This window comes from Lentzea sp. NPDC005914, from assembly GCF_040629405.1.
Lineage (GTDB): Bacteria > Actinomycetota > Actinomycetes > Mycobacteriales > Pseudonocardiaceae > Lentzea.
Genome location: NZ_JBEXVQ010000004.1, coordinates 50369 through 63629, shown reverse-complemented (window position 1 = coordinate 63629; position 13261 = coordinate 50369). Strand labels below are relative to the sequence as shown.

Below are 13261 nucleotides of genomic sequence, written 5' to 3'. Positions count from 1 at the left end.
ATTTAGAGCGGCGTCACGTAGGCGCCCGCGATGCCGCCGTCCACGAGGAAGTTCGACGCCGTCATGAACGACGAGTCGTCGGAGGCGAGAAACGCGACCGCGGCGGCGATTTCCTCAGGTTCCGCGAACCGGCCGAGCGGGACGTGCACGAGACGCCGTGCGGCCCGCTCCGGGTCCTTCGCGAACAGTTCCTGCAGCAGCGGGGTGTTGACCGGCCCAGGCGAAAGCGCGTTCACACGGATGCCCTCGCGCGCGAACTGCACACCGAGCTCGCGCGACATCGCGAGCACGCCGCCCTTGGACGCGGTGTAGGAGATCTGCGACGTCGCCGCGCCCATCGTCGCCACGAACGACGCCGTGTTGATGATGGAACCCTTGCCGTTCGCCTGCATGTGCGGGATGGCGTACTTGCAACACAAATAAACCGACGTGAGGTTCACCTTCTGCACGCGGTCCCACGCCTCGATGCCCGTCGTCAGGATCGAGTCGTCGTCGGGCGGCGAGATACCGGCGTTGTTGAACGCGATGTCCAGCTTGCCGTAAGTGTCCACAGTGGTCTGGAAAAGGGCTTTGACCTGTTCCTCGTCGGTCACGTCGACCTGGACGAACAGCCCGCCGGCCTCGTCCGCGGCCGCCTTGCCGGTCGCGGGGTCGAGATCGGCGACGACGACCTTCGCGCCCTCGCTCGCAAACCTGCGCACGGTCGCGAGTCCGATGCCGCTACCGCCACCCGTCACGACGGCCACGCGGCCCTCGAGTCGCTGCACCATCTCTTGTTCTCCTGTCAGGTAGCGATGAAGACGTTCTTGACTTCCGTGAAGGAATCCAGGGCGTCCGGCCCGAGCTCGCGACCGAGACCGGACTGCTTGACGCCACCGAAAGGTGTCCAGTAGCGGACAGAAGAATGCGAGTTCACAGACAGGTTTCCGGCCTCGACGGCTCGCGAGACGCGGATCGCGCGGCCGACGTCGTTCGTCCAGATCGAACCGGACAGCCCGTACTCGGAGTCGTTCGCGATCCGGATGGCATCGGCCTCGTCCTGGAACGGCAGCACGACGACGACCGGTCCGAAGATCTCCTCGTAGACCGTCACGTGGTCCGCGGGGGGCGTCAGGACCGTCGGCGGGAACCAGAACCCGGGTCCGTCCGGCGCGCTTCCCCGGAACGCGACAGGGGCGTCGTCTGGGACGTAAGACGCGACCTTGCCGAGGTGCGCCGCGGTGATGAGCGGCCCCATCTCGGTCGCCTCGTCGCCGGGCTCACCGACGACGACACCCTTGACTGCGGGCTCCAGCAGCTCCATGAACCGGTCGTAGACGCTCGCCTGCACGAGGATCCGCGAGCGCGCGCAGCAGTCCTGCCCGGCGTTGTCGAACACCCCGTACGGCGCGGTCGCGGCCGCCTTCTCCAGGTCGGAGTCCGCGAAGACGATGTTCGCCGACTTGCCGCCGAGCTCCAGCGTCACCCGCTTCACCTGGTCCGCGCAGCCCGCCATGATCTGCTTGCCGACCTCGGTCGAACCGGTGAAGACGACCTTGCGCACCAACGGATGCGTGACGAACCGGTTGCCGACGACGCTGCCCTTGCCCGGCAGGACCTGGAACACGCCCTCCGGCAGACCGGCCTCCAGCGCGAGCTCGCCGAGGCGGATCGCGGTCAGCGGCGTCACCTCGGCGGGCTTCAGCACCACCGTGTTGCCGGCGGCGAGCGCGGGCGCAAACCCCCAACCCGCGATCGGCATCGGGAAGTTCCACGGCACGATCACGCCGACGACGCCGAGCGGTTCGTGGAAAGTCACGTTCAGACCGCCGGGAACCGGGATCTGCTTGCCGAACAACCGTTCCGGCGCGGCCGAGTAGTACTGCAGCACGTCACGGACGTTGCCGGCCTCCCACCGCGCGTTGCCGATGGTGTGCCCGGAGTTCTCGACCTCGAGCCGTGCCAGCTCCTCGTTGTGCGCGTCGACGATCTCCGCGAACTTGCGCAGCAACCGTCCACGATCACCGGGAGAGACGTTTCGCCAGCTCTCGAACGCCTGCTGCGCCCGGACGATCGCCGCGTCCGTCTCTTCGAGCGAGGTGTGCGGTACGGACCGCACGACCTTCTCGGTAGCCGGGTTGATGACGTCGAAGGTCACGCTTTTCTCCTTGCCGCTTCCACAAGCGCCTCGAACAGCCTCAGATCCTCGATGTCCTGCTCGGGGTGCGACTGCACTCCGACGACGAACCGCGCACCGTCCAGTTCGACGGCTTCGACAGTGCCGTCGGGCGCGGAAGCCGTCACGCGAAGTCCGTCCGCGATCCGGTCCAGCGACTGGTGGTGATGGCACTGGACGTTGGTGCGGTCGCCCAGGATCGCGTGCAGCTGCGTGCCGGGAGCGACCGTGATGTCGGTGTGCCCGAACACGCCCGGCGCCTCGTTGTGGCCCTCGATGTGCTGGTGCAGCGTGCCGCCCAGCGCCACGTTGAGCACCTGCATGCCCCGGCACACGCCGAGCACCGGCAGGTCGAGCTTCAGCGCCGCCTCGACCAACGCGAACTCCGCGTCGTCCCGGTCGCGCCGTGGTTCGCCGGTCAGCTCGTGCGGTTCGGCACCGTAGGCCGCCGGGTCGATGTCCGCCCCGCCCGCGATCACCAGCCCGTCGAGGAACGCGATGGTCTCGGCGGTCCAGGTGCCGACCGGCGGCAGCATGACGGGGTTGCCGCCCGCCTGGACCACGCAGTCGAGGTAGCCGCGGTAGAGCACCGCTGCTTCCACGTCCCAGAGCCCGAAACGCGTGCGTTCCAGGTACGTGCTGATGCCGATGAGGGGCTTAGAGGCGCTCAAAGCCGCGTACCTTCTCCCAGTCCGTGATCGCCGCCTCGAACGCCTCCAGCTCGACCTTGGCCGCGTTCAGGTAGTGGTCGACGACCTCCTTGCCGAACGCCTCCTGGGCGATCTCGCTGGCCGCGAAGAGATCCGCCGCCTCGCGCAACGTCGTCGGCACGGTCGGCCGGTCCGACGCGTAGGCGTTGCCGACGAACTCGTCCTCCAGCTCCAGCTTCTGCTCAACACCGTGCAGGCCCGCCGCGATCAACGCCGCGACGGCCAGGTACGGGTTCACGTCACCACCGGGGACCCGGTTCTCGAACCGCAGCGACTGACCGTGGCCGACGACCCGCAGCGCGCACGTGCGGTTGTCCTTGCCCCACGCGACGGCGGTCGGCGCGAACGAGCCCTTCACGAAACGCTTGTAGGAGTTGATGTTCGGCGCGAGGAAGTAGGTGAACTCCCGCAACGCGGCCAGCTGCCCGGCGAGGAAGTGCTTCATCATCTCCGACATGCCGTGGCCCTCGGCGAAGACCGGTTCGCCGTCCTTGGAGCGCAACGACAGGTGGATGTGGCAGGAGTTGCCCTCGCGTTCGTTGTACTTCGCCATGAACGTGAGCGACTTGCCCTGCTGTGACGCGATCTCCTTGGAGCCGTTCTTGTAGATGGCGTGCTGGTCGCACGTCCGCAGCGCCGTCGTGTACCGGAAGGCGATCTCGTGCTGGCCGGGGTTGCACTCCCCCTTGGCCGACTCGACGACCATGCCCGCGCCCGTCATGCCGTTGCGAATGGCCCGCAGCAACGGCTCGACGCGCGCGGTGCCGAGCAACGAGTAGTCGACGTTGTACTGGTTGGACGGCGTGAGGTTGCGGTAGCCGGCGTTCCAGGCCTGCTCGTAGGTGTCGTCGAAGACGATGAACTCCAGCTCGGTGCCGACGTAGCACTCCAGCCCGAGCGCGGCGAGCCGGTCGAGCTGCTTGCGCAGGATCTGCCGCGGCGAGGCGACGACGGGATCGCCGTTCTCCCAGACGAGGTCGCACATGACGAGCGCGGTGCCCTCCTGCCACGGCACCCGGCGCAGCGTCGCGATGTCCGGCTTCATCACGAAGTCGCCGTACCCGCGGTCCCACGAGGACATCTCGAAGCCGCTGACGGGGTTCATCTCGACGTCGACGGCGAGCAGGTAGTTGCAGCCCTCCGCGGAGTGCCCGAGAACCTCGTCGAGGAAGTACTGAGCCGCGCACCGCTTGCCCTGCAGGCGGCCCTGCATGTCCACGATCGCGACCAGGACGGTGTCGATCTCACCGGTGTCCACGGCCTCGCGCAACTCCTCGACGGTCAGCATCCCGACGGTCCTCCAAAGGTATGTCTGCGAGCCATTGGCCGCATCATCTTGACACCACCGGGTGGCGAGCGCCACCCTCAGCCACCGTCTAAAGGACTGGACGGAGTCCAAAAGAGGAGGACCCCGGTGAGTCACGAAGCAGACAGTCCGCCCACCGCGCCCCGGTCAGCCGACGAGCAGCGGCTGCACGAGCTCGGCTACGCCCAGGAGCTCTCCCGGACCATGTCCGGGTTCTCCAACTTCGCCGTGTCGTTCACGATCATCTCGATCCTGTCCGGTTGCCTGACCCTCTACGGGTTCGGCATGAACACCGGAGGTCCCGCGCTCATCGTGTGGGGCTGGCCGTTCGTCGGCCTGATGACCCTGATCGTCGGTCTCGCGATGGCGGAGGTCTGCTCCAGCTTCCCGACGGCGGGCGGTCTGTACTACTGGGCGGCGAAGCTCGCGCCGAGCAACGGCGCCGCCTGGTCGTGGTTCACCGGCTGGTTCAACTTCCTCGGCCAGGTCGCGGTGACCGCGGGCATCGACTTCGGTGCCGCGTTCTTCATCAACGCGTTCCTGGATCTCCAGTTCGGTTACGCCGCAACGCCTCCGCACACGATCCTGATCTTCGGCGTCGTACTGGTGCTGCACGGCCTGCTGAACACGTTCGGCGTCAAGCTCGTGGCGCTCCTGAACGACATCAGCGTGTGGTGGCACATCGTCGGCGTGGTGGTCATCGTCGGCGCACTGGTGATCCTGCCGTCGGAGCACCAGTCCGCTTCGTTCGTCTTCACGCACTTCGTCAACAACACCGGCTGGTCGTCAGCGTTCTACGTCGGCCTGCTCGGATTGTTGCTGGCGCAGTACACCTTCACCGGTTACGACGCCTCGGCGCACATGACCGAGGAGACGCACGACGCGGCCCGCAGCGGCCCGCGCGGCATCGTGATGTCCATCGTCGTGTCGCTCATCGCGGGCTGGGTGCTGCTGGTCGGCATCACGTTCGCCATCCGCGACTACGACGGCGCCATCGCGAGCTCGACGGGCGTGCCCCCGGCGCAGATCTTCATCGACGCGCTGGGCGTGACCGGCGGCAAGCTGTTGCTGCTCATCGCGATCGGCGCGCAGCTGTTCTGCGGCATGTCCTCGGTGACCGCGAACTCGCGCATGATCTACGCCTTCTCCCGCGACGGCGCGCTGCCGGCGTCCCAGGTGTGGCACAAGATCAACAAGCGCACCCGGACGCCCACCAACGCGATCTGGCTCGCCGCGGGCGGCGCGTTCGTGCTCGGCCTGCCGTACCTGTGGAACGCGACGGCGTACGCGGCGGTCACGTCGATCGCGGTGATCGGGCTCTACATCGCCTACGTGCTGCCCACTTTGCTGCGTCTGCTGCAGGGCGAGCGGTTCCAGCGCGGACCGTGGCACCTGGGCAAGTGGAGCAGGCCGATCGGTGTCGTGGCGGTGGTGTGGGTCGTGTTCATCACCGTGCTGTTCATGCTGCCGCAGGCGAGCCCGGTGACGGCGAAGACCTTCAACTACACGCCGATCGCGGTGCTCGTCGTGCTCGGGTTCGCGGGCATCTGGTGGCTCGTGTCCGCACGGAAGTGGTTCAAGGGCCCGAAGGTCCAGGGCACGCCGGAGGAGCTGGCCGCGATCGAACGGGACCTCGACTCGGTCTGAGTGGTGTCGGGAGAATGCCACGAGCGTTGATCCTCGGCGGCACGGGCCTCATCGGCCGTGCCGCCGCTCGCCGTCTGCGGGAAGCGGGCTGGAGCGTAGACGCCCCCGGCCGCGAGGTGGACCGCGAGGACCCGCGGGCGATCGGCGCGGCTCTGGGCGACGGCGCGGACCTCCTCGTCGACTGCCTCTGCTACACCGCCGAGCACGCCAGGACGCTGCTCCCGTTGGCCCGCAACACGACCTCGACCGTGATGATCTCCGCCAAGGCCGTCTACGTCGATGACGAGGGCCGACACGCGAACTCCGTCGAACCGCCGCGGTTCGCCGGTCCGGTCACCGAGGACCAGCCGACCATGACACCTGGCGATGGCGACCACCAGACCCGTGAGGGCTACGGCGCCAACAAGGTCGCGGCCGAACACGTTCTGCTGGACAGCGGACTGCCGATCACCGTGCTGCGACCGTCCAAAGTGCACGGACCGGGCAACAAGCGCCCGCTGGAGTGGTACTTCGTCGAACGGATCCTCGCGCGGCACCAGATCGTGCTGCTGGCGTCGCGCGGCGAGGGCGTCGACCACACCTCCGCCGCGGCGAACATCGCGTCGCTGATCGAGACCGTCGCCGCGAACCCCGGCACCCGTGTCCTCAACGCCGCCGACCCGGACGCCCCCAACGGCCTGGAGATCTCCCGGATCATCGCGCGGGCGCTCGGCCACCACTGGCGCGAGGTCCTGCTCGACCACGACGAGGCGGGCCGCCACCCGTGGCGCCGCGGGTTCGTCCTCGACACCTCGGCCGCGGTGGCGCTGGGCTACCAGCCGGCCGGCGACTACGCGTGCACGGTGCAGGAGACTCTCCGCGACCTGGTTTCGAGCAGGTCGTGGCAGGATCGGGCAGGTGAGTGACATTCAACGTGTGGGAGTCGTCGGTTCCGGCCTCATGGGCTCCGGAATCGCCGAGGTGAGCGCCCGCGCCGGCCTCGACGTCATCGTCGCCGAGGTCAACGCGAGCGCGTCCGAGGCAGCCAAGGCGCGGATCGCGTCGTCGCTGGCCAGGGGCGTCAAGGCGGGCAAGCTGAGCGAGCAGGACCGGGACGCGTCGATCGCGCGCATCCGGTTCACGACCGACATCGGCGAGTTCGCCGACCGGCAGTTCGTGGTCGAGGCGGTCGCCGAGAACGAGCAGATCAAGACCGAGGTCTTCACCGCGCTCGACAAGGTCGTGAAGGACGAGGACGCCATCTTCGCGTCCAACACGTCGTCCATCCCGATCATGAAGCTGGGCATGGCCACCGGCCGTCCCGAGCAGGTCATCGGCGTGCACTTCTTCAACCCGGTGCCCGTGCTGAAGCTCGTCGAGATCGTGCCGTCGCTGCTGACCGGCGCCACCACCCAGGTCCGCGCGGAAGCGTTCGTGCGCGCCACCCTGGGCAAGGAGGTCATCCGCTCCCAGGACCGCGCCGGCTTCGTGGTCAACGCGCTGCTGATCCCGTACCTGCTCTCGTCGATCCGCATGCTGGAGTCCGGGTTCGCCTCCGCCGACGACATCGACAACGGCATGGTGCTCGGCTGCGCCCACCCGATGGGCCCGCTGCGCCTCACCGACCTGATCGGCCTCGACACCACGAAGGCCATCGCCGAGTCGATGTACGACGAGTTCAAGGAGCCCCTGTACTCGCCGCCGCCGCTGCTGCTGCGCATGGTGGACGCGGGCCTGCTGGGCAAGAAGTCGGGCCGCGGGTTCCACAACTACGCGAAGTGACTCGAGAGCCGCCGCCGGACCTGGATCGCGAGTTCGGCGGCGGCGTCCTTGAGCAGCTCGATGAACGCCTCGTGCTCGCCGCGGTGAGCGACCGAGGTGGTGCGCACGGCGTCGGGATGGTCGATGCGGACCACGGCGACTGACGGCGGCAACGCGGGCACGACCATTCCCGGCACGACCGTGACACCGAGGCCGGCCGCGACGAGGCCCAGTTTCGCGACCCAGTCCCGTGCCACGTAAGCGATCTCCGGCTCCTCCGCCCACGCGCCGAGCAGCGTCGTGCCCGGCTCGGCACTCCCCGCGATCCACCGCTGGCCCCTGAGCTCCTCGGCGGTGACGGAGGGCTGACCGGCGAACGCGTGCCCGAGCCCGGTCGCGACGAACAGCGGGTCGTCCAGCAACGGCGTCATCTCCACGCTCTCCAACGGCGTGGCCGTCACCACCGCGAGGTCGAGCCGTCCTCGCGCAACGGCGTTGACCAGGCCGGGACTCAACCCTTCGCGCACCGTCACGCGCGTGCGGCCCGCCGCCGCGATCGCGGTGGGCACCAGCACCGCCATGGCCGTGGAGAACGCGCCGACCCGCAGCCGCGCGGCCGGTCGTTCCCGCAGGTCTTGCAGGTGCTGCTGAGCGGCGTTCAGCTCGCCCAGGACCGCTTCGGCGTGCCTCACGACGACCTGGCCCGCCTCGGTCAGCCGCACGCCGCGCGCCTGCCGTTCGAACAACGCCTGCCCCGCCGCCTGCTCCATGAGCGCGATCTGACGTGACACCGCCGACTGCGTGTACCCCAGCCGTTCGGCCGCCGCCGAGAACGACCCGTGCCGCCCCGCCTCCCGCACCACCCGCAGTCCGACGACCGTGAACTCACCCATGCTCAAAGGTGATAGCACACATGCGAGACTGTCGTTTGTCGCATGGCTCCGCGCTGCCTAGCGTGGATCACATGGGAGCAGCCGAGAACAAGAAGCAGATCGAGCAAATCTTCGAGCAGATGGCGACCGGCAACGTCGGCGCACTGCGCGAGGCGATGGCCGACGACTTCCACTGGGTGTTGCCCGGCGACTGGTCGTGGTCGGGCAGCTGGGGACCGAAGTCCACGGCGCTGCGCGGGTTGCTGCGGCCGTTGATGGCGCAGTTCACGGACTACCGCTGCGAAGCCGACCTCGTGATCGCCGAGGACGACCGCGTGGTGGTCCAGGCCCGCGGCCACGGCACGACCACGCGGGGCGAGCAGTACGAGCAGACGTACTGCTTCGTCCTCCGAATGGCCGACGGCAAGATCACCGAGCTGGTCGAGCACTGCGACACGGCACTCGTGGAACGCGTGCTCGAGCGTCCGGCTGCCTGAGCCGGTCGTGCTTGTATTGATCACATGCGTGGGGTGCGAACGACTACGAGCGGCCCGCCATGCTGGTGCTCGCCGGGGACGTGACCGGCCGTCACGTGCTCGACGCGGGCTGCGGCTCCGGCCCGCTGCTCGCCTCGTTGCGCGAGCGGGGCGCCGTGGTGAGCGGCTTCGACCTGAGCGCGAGCATGGTGGAGCTGGCCCGCCGCATCCCGGAGGCCGACCTGCGCGTGACTGAACTGCGGCGCGTCCTGCGGCTCGGCGGCCGACTGCTCGTGTCGGTCGACCATCCGTTCGCGATCCACGCCCTCCACCTCCACGAGGGCCGCAGGACCGACTACCTCGCGACCTGCAACTGGACTATCGCGCGCTCACCACCAGCCCGAGCTTCCTGTTCTTCGTGCTCACGGTTCAGACGGCGGCTTCGAGCCGGTTCATCGAGTGCTGGATCAACCCGACCAGCACGGTCTTCGAGGAGTCGCGCTCCCTCGCGTCGCAGAGCATCACGGGAATCGCGTCGTCGAGGTCGAGCGCGTGCCGGACCTCCTCCACCGTGTACGCCTGCGACCCGTCGAAGCAGTTCACCGCGACGACGAACGGGATGCCGCGGTGCTCGAAGAAGTCGATCGACGGGAACGACGAGTCGAGCCGCCGCGTGTCGACCAGGACCACCGCCCCGATCGCCCCGGTCGCGAGCTCGTCCCACATGAACCAGAACCGGTTCTGCCCCGGCGTCCCGAACAGGTACAGCACCACCTTGGTGTTGATGGTGATGCGCCCGAAGTCCAGGGCGACGGTGGTGGTGTCCTTGCCCTCGATGCCCGCGAGGTCGTCCACGTGCACACCGGCCTCGGTGAGCAGCTCCTCGGTCCTCAGCGGCTCGATCTCCGACACCGACGCGACCATGGTGGTCTTGCCGGTGCCGAACCCGCCCGCGATGACGATCTTGACCGCGGTCGGCACGGTCAGCTGGTCGTCAGATCCCACGAACACCATCCAGTACGGCCTGCAGGAGATTCCTGTCGGGAATCTGGGGGGAGGAGTTCTGCACGAGCACGTCACCGCGCTCGATGAGGTCCGACAGCAGGACCTTCACCACCACGAGCGGCACGTCGAGGTAGGCGGCGACCTCGGCGATCGAGAGCGGGCGTGCGCACAACGCCATGATCTCGCGATGCTCGACCGTCAGCGACGTCTGGTCGGACGCAAACGAGGAGGCACGGACCTGCGTCACCAGGTGCAGATCAGGCGCGTTCGGCCGGGTGCGGCCGCGCACCATCGCGTACGGCCGGACGAGCGGCCCCGCGGCCTCGTCGTACCACCAGTCCTCCCGCGCGGTCATCAGCGCGACTCTCGTGCCGTGGGCACGGTCGCCTGTTCTGCGCGCGGGGCCGACGAGAGGTAGGTGCCCACTCGCTTGACCAGCATGTTCATCTCGTAGGCGATCATGCCCATGTCGGCGTCTTCCTCGCCGAGCACGGCCAGGCAGGCACCGTGACCGGCGGCCGTCACGAACAGGTAGGCGTGCTCCATCTCGACGATGGTCTGCCGCACCGCGCCGCCGCCGAAGTGCCGGCCGGTGCCGCGGGCGAGCGACTGGAACGCCGACGCCATCGCCGACAGATGCTCGGAGTCGTCGCGGGACAGCCCGGCCGAGCGGCCGAGCAGGAGTCCGTCCGCCGACAGCACGACCGCGTGACGGGCGCCGACCACGCGCTGGATGAGGTCCTCCAGCAACCAGTTCAGTTCACCGTGCTGGCTGGTGTTGTCCTTCATGACGAGGGGGCTCCTTCTGATCTCCAGTCGTCGGTCAGCCGGGCGTCACGGGTACCGCGCTGGAACGCGGCGAGCCCGTCTCGGGTCCGCTCGGCCGACCTTTCGCCGGTCACCGGCTCGGCGTGGGGCACTTCTTCCGACGACTGCATGAGCTGCGGCGCGAGGTTCTGCCGCTTCTTCCTGCGGGGAAGGGGAGTCTTCCCGTCGGACGGAGGAGGTGCCTGGGTCTTCGGTTCGTCCACCGACGTATCTGCTGTGGGAACGTCTGCGGGAGCCAAGGAGTTCAGTCCCGCGTGCAGGGCGGTCAACCCCTCGGGGGTCACCTTCAGCGGAAAGCTCGGGTGTTCCTCGACGTGGCCGTGGTGGTGGTCGTGGAACGACCGCACCGGCATCTGGGTGGTCTCGGTGATGTCGCCCGCCTGGCTGTGCGGGGCGACGATGTTCGGCGGCAACACGCACAACGCGACCGTGCCGCCGTAGGGCGAGTCGCGCAGCTCCACCTTGATGCCACGCCGCGCGGCGAGCCGGGCGACGACGAACAGTCCCAGCCGGGACTCCCCCCGGAACGCCATCGTCTCGAAGTCCGGCGGGTTGGAGAGCTTCGCGTTGGCCTGGAGGCGTTCCTCCTGCGTCATGCCGAGGCCGTGGTCCTCGATCTCGATCACGATTCCGTGCGGAACGGCGCTGGAGTGGACGATCACCTCGGACCGCGGCGACGAGAACGCCGTCGCGTTGTCGACGAGCTCCGCGAGCAGGTGGATGGTGTCGGCGACGGCCACACCGACCAGCGCGCGGTCGGGCACGGGGTTGACCCTGACCCTGACGTACTGCTCGGTCTCGGCGACCGCGGACCGGATGACGTCGCTCAGCCGCACCGGCTTGCGCCACTGCCTGCCCGGCTGCTCCCCCGCGAGGATGATCAGGTTCTCCGCGTTGCGGCGGGCGCGGGTCGCCAGGTGGTCCAGCTGGAAGAGCGAGTCGAGCTGCTCGGGGTGCTCTTCTTCTCTCTCGAGCTTGTCGAGGATCTTGAGCTGGCGGTGCACGAGGCCCTGGTTGCGGTGCGCGATGTCGAGGAAGACCCGGTTCACACCCTCACGGGCCTGCGTCTCCTTCACCGCCGCCGCGACGGCCGTGTACTGGGCGGTGTTGAACGCGTCCGCGACCTGGCCGATCTCGTCGTTGCCGTAGTCCAGCGGCGGCATGTCGCGGTGGACGTCCACCTGCTCGCCGCCGCGCAGGCGCGCCACGATGTGCGGCAGCCGTTCCTGCGCGAGCCGCAGCGTGTCCTCCCGCAGCGACGTCAGGCGCGTGACCAGGGCCCTCGACACGAGCCGGTTCGAGATGCGCAACGCCAGCACGATGCCGACGACGACCGCGAGCAACGCGATGAGGCTGCCGATCAGCACGGCGGTGAACCGGCTGTTGGCCCTGTCGAGGCCGAGGACCGCGCCGTCCTGCGCCTGCGCGGCCGCGATCTGGATGAGGTTCCCGTGCACCGTCTCGGCCGCCGCGCGCCACTGCTGTTCGGTGACCGTGGTGTCGTTGTTGATGATCCGGCTCTCGAGGTCGAGCAACGTCCGGTACTCGGAGGTGGCCCGCAGCGCGTCGTACTGGGCGCGCGACTGCTGCAGCGCGAACGGGATCGTGGTGTCGACGGCCGAGTGGTAGGCACCGACGAGCCGGACGAACTCGACGCGTTCGGCCGGGGCGAACTTGCCGTTGAGCAGCCCGCGCGAGCCGATCGTGGCGCCGCGGGACAGCCAGTCGGCCGCCTGGAAGATCGTCACGGCCTGGACGTTGGCCTGGCTGGCCTCCGCGTCGGGCACGAGCCGCGCCTGGTGGCCGAAGAGCGAGACGCCCGCGTCCGTGAGGCTGTTGTAGTAGTCGTAGACCGCCTGCGGGTTCGCGGTGCCGGCCTCGACCTGTGAGCGTTGCTGCGGCAGCTCGTTCAGCGCGGAGTTCAGCGCGTTGATGCGGTCGACGACATCTTGCGGAGAGCTGCCGGAGAGTTCCGCGAACACGTCCTTGAACTTTCGCAGCGCCTCGTCGGTCCGGTCCTGCTGGGCGTCGAGCTCGGCCCTGCCCACACCGGCCGCCTTGCTCAGCAGCACGAGGCTGAGCTGGCGTTCCTCCTGCAGCCCCGCGAACGCCTGCGCTGCCGGGGTCGCCGCTTCCCGCACGCTCAGCGCGATCGACCGCATGTAAAAACCGTCGAAAAGGGTGTAAGAGGAGAAAACGGCCCACATCACCAGCAGGACGACGCTGGGTACGACGACCACTCCGGCCAGTCGCGACCGAATCGTCCGGTAGTTGGTCGGTGTGTAACCGCTCTTCTCGTTCACAGCGCTCTCACGGTCTCCTGTGTCCCACGGCTAGCGCTGCGGGTAACCCGAGTCACTCCTTCGGCTGCAATACGGTAACAAGCAGCGATCATCGTTACCCAATGACAGCGATCACACGCAGTACGCGGTTGGCAGGCTACCCAGTCGAGTGAGCGGTGCAACACCCAGTCCGGGGGTTCTTGGTATGTAGGAACCCCCGGACGGGCTAGTTCATCAGCT

The 13261-nt window shown here is 68.4% G+C and carries 13 protein-coding genes and 1 pseudogene; 5 read left to right on the top strand and 9 right to left on the bottom strand.

Translation table 11 applies throughout. From position 1 onward, the window contains the following. Window positions 1-2: 2 nt before the first annotated feature. From ABZ345_RS07470 to ABZ345_RS07455, 4 genes are read right to left on the bottom strand one after another with little or no spacing between them, the layout of a single operon-like run. On the bottom strand, window positions 3-770 hold the full coding sequence (locus ABZ345_RS07470) for a 3-oxoacyl-ACP reductase (RefSeq protein WP_030466213.1): 768 nt from the start codon (window positions 768-770) through the stop codon (window positions 3-5). Between the two features lie 14 nt (window positions 771-784). Then, window positions 785-2137, bottom strand: coding sequence for an aldehyde dehydrogenase family protein (locus tag ABZ345_RS07465; protein WP_359843977.1), 1353 nt, complete (start codon window positions 2135-2137; stop codon window positions 785-787). After that, window positions 2134-2826, bottom strand: coding sequence for a gamma-glutamyl-gamma-aminobutyrate hydrolase family protein (locus ABZ345_RS07460; RefSeq protein ID WP_359843975.1), 693 nt, complete (start codon window positions 2824-2826; stop codon window positions 2134-2136). Before ABZ345_RS07460 ends, ABZ345_RS07465 begins: the two co-directional genes overlap by 4 nt. Further along, entirely contained in the window at window positions 2813-4153 is a 1341-nt protein-coding gene (locus ABZ345_RS07455) for a glutamine synthetase family protein (protein WP_359843973.1), read from the bottom strand. Before ABZ345_RS07455 ends, ABZ345_RS07460 begins: the two co-directional genes overlap by 14 nt. 222 nt (window positions 4154-4375) lie before the next feature. Here ABZ345_RS07455 and ABZ345_RS07450 point away from each other — a divergent pair, with 222 nt between their 5' ends. Genes ABZ345_RS07450 through ABZ345_RS07440 form a run of 3 tightly spaced genes read left to right on the top strand, consistent with a single transcriptional unit; the run spans window position 4376 to window position 7579 of the window. Next, the gene (locus ABZ345_RS07450) at window positions 4376-5818 is read left to right on the top strand and encodes an amino acid permease (RefSeq protein WP_359844456.1); all 1443 of its coding nucleotides are present in this window, start codon (window positions 4376-4378) and stop codon (window positions 5816-5818) included. Between the two features lie 14 nt (window positions 5819-5832). Continuing rightward, window positions 5833-6723, top strand: coding sequence for an NAD-dependent epimerase/dehydratase family protein (locus tag ABZ345_RS07445; protein ID WP_359843971.1), 891 nt, complete (start codon window positions 5833-5835; stop codon window positions 6721-6723). Further along, window positions 6716-7579, top strand: coding sequence for a 3-hydroxybutyryl-CoA dehydrogenase (locus ABZ345_RS07440; protein ID WP_359843969.1), 864 nt, complete (start codon window positions 6716-6718; stop codon window positions 7577-7579). Before ABZ345_RS07445 ends, ABZ345_RS07440 begins: the two co-directional genes overlap by 8 nt. Here the strand turns inward: ABZ345_RS07440 and ABZ345_RS07435 are convergent. Further along, entirely contained in the window at window positions 7567-8451 is an 885-nt protein-coding gene (locus tag ABZ345_RS07435) for a LysR family transcriptional regulator (protein ID WP_359843967.1), read from the bottom strand. The genes ABZ345_RS07440 and ABZ345_RS07435 overlap by 13 nt on opposite strands. 71 nt (window positions 8452-8522) lie before the next feature. On the opposite strand from ABZ345_RS07435, the gene ABZ345_RS07430 reads away from it, so the two are divergent. Both ABZ345_RS07430 and ABZ345_RS07425 read left to right on the top strand, forming a co-directional pair. Continuing rightward, on the top strand, window positions 8523-8927 hold the full coding sequence (locus ABZ345_RS07430) for a nuclear transport factor 2 family protein (RefSeq protein ID WP_359843965.1): 405 nt from the start codon (window positions 8523-8525) through the stop codon (window positions 8925-8927). Between the two features lie 44 nt (window positions 8928-8971). Then, a pseudogene (locus tag ABZ345_RS07425) lies at window positions 8972-9220 on the top strand (methyltransferase domain-containing protein); the annotation flags it as partial. A gap of 115 nt (window positions 9221-9335) precedes the next feature. Here ABZ345_RS07425 and ABZ345_RS07420 read toward each other — a convergent pair. From ABZ345_RS07420 to ABZ345_RS07405, 4 genes are read right to left on the bottom strand one after another with little or no spacing between them, the layout of a single operon-like run. Beyond that, window positions 9336-9920: an ATP/GTP-binding protein gene (locus ABZ345_RS07420; protein ID WP_359843963.1), complete on the bottom strand. Its 585-nt coding sequence runs from the start codon at window positions 9918-9920 to the stop codon at window positions 9336-9338. Further along, entirely contained in the window at window positions 9901-10266 is a 366-nt protein-coding gene (locus ABZ345_RS07415) for a DUF742 domain-containing protein (RefSeq protein ID WP_359843961.1), read from the bottom strand. The genes ABZ345_RS07420 and ABZ345_RS07415 overlap by 20 nt, the downstream gene beginning before the upstream one ends. Beyond that, entirely contained in the window at window positions 10266-10700 is a 435-nt protein-coding gene (locus ABZ345_RS07410) for a roadblock/LC7 domain-containing protein (RefSeq protein ID WP_045312938.1), read from the bottom strand. The genes ABZ345_RS07415 and ABZ345_RS07410 overlap by 1 nt, the downstream gene beginning before the upstream one ends. Further along, complete coding sequence (locus tag ABZ345_RS07405; RefSeq protein WP_359843959.1) at window positions 10697-13042, bottom strand: nitrate- and nitrite sensing domain-containing protein; 2346 nt, start codon at window positions 13040-13042, stop codon at window positions 10697-10699. Before ABZ345_RS07405 ends, ABZ345_RS07410 begins: the two co-directional genes overlap by 4 nt. Window positions 13043-13261: the final 219 nt, after the last annotated feature.

Excerpts from the sequence above, each read along its gene's own strand:
- ABZ345_RS07420 (WP_359843963.1), bottom strand. The coding sequence starts at position 9,920 with ATGGTGTTCGTGGGATCTGACGACCAGCTGACCGTGCCGACCGCGGTC.
- ABZ345_RS07470 (WP_030466213.1), bottom strand. The coding sequence starts at position 770 with ATGGTGCAGCGACTCGAGGGCCGCGTGGCCGTCGTGACGGGTGGCGGT.
- ABZ345_RS07445 (WP_359843971.1), top strand. The coding sequence starts at position 5,833 with ATGCCACGAGCGTTGATCCTCGGCGGCACGGGCCTCATCGGCCGTGCC.
- ABZ345_RS07455 (WP_359843973.1), bottom strand. The coding sequence starts at position 4,153 with ATGCTGACCGTCGAGGAGTTGCGCGAGGCCGTGGACACCGGTGAGATC.
- ABZ345_RS07435 (WP_359843967.1), bottom strand. The coding sequence starts at position 8,451 with ATGGGTGAGTTCACGGTCGTCGGACTGCGGGTGGTGCGGGAGGCGGGG.
- ABZ345_RS07430 (WP_359843965.1), top strand. The coding sequence starts at position 8,523 with ATGGGAGCAGCCGAGAACAAGAAGCAGATCGAGCAAATCTTCGAGCAG.
- ABZ345_RS07410 (WP_045312938.1), bottom strand. The coding sequence starts at position 10,700 with ATGAAGGACAACACCAGCCAGCACGGTGAACTGAACTGGTTGCTGGAG.
- ABZ345_RS07415 (WP_359843961.1), bottom strand. The coding sequence starts at position 10,266 with ATGACCGCGCGGGAGGACTGGTGGTACGACGAGGCCGCGGGGCCGCTC.
- ABZ345_RS07450 (WP_359844456.1), top strand. The coding sequence starts at position 4,376 with ATGTCCGGGTTCTCCAACTTCGCCGTGTCGTTCACGATCATCTCGATC.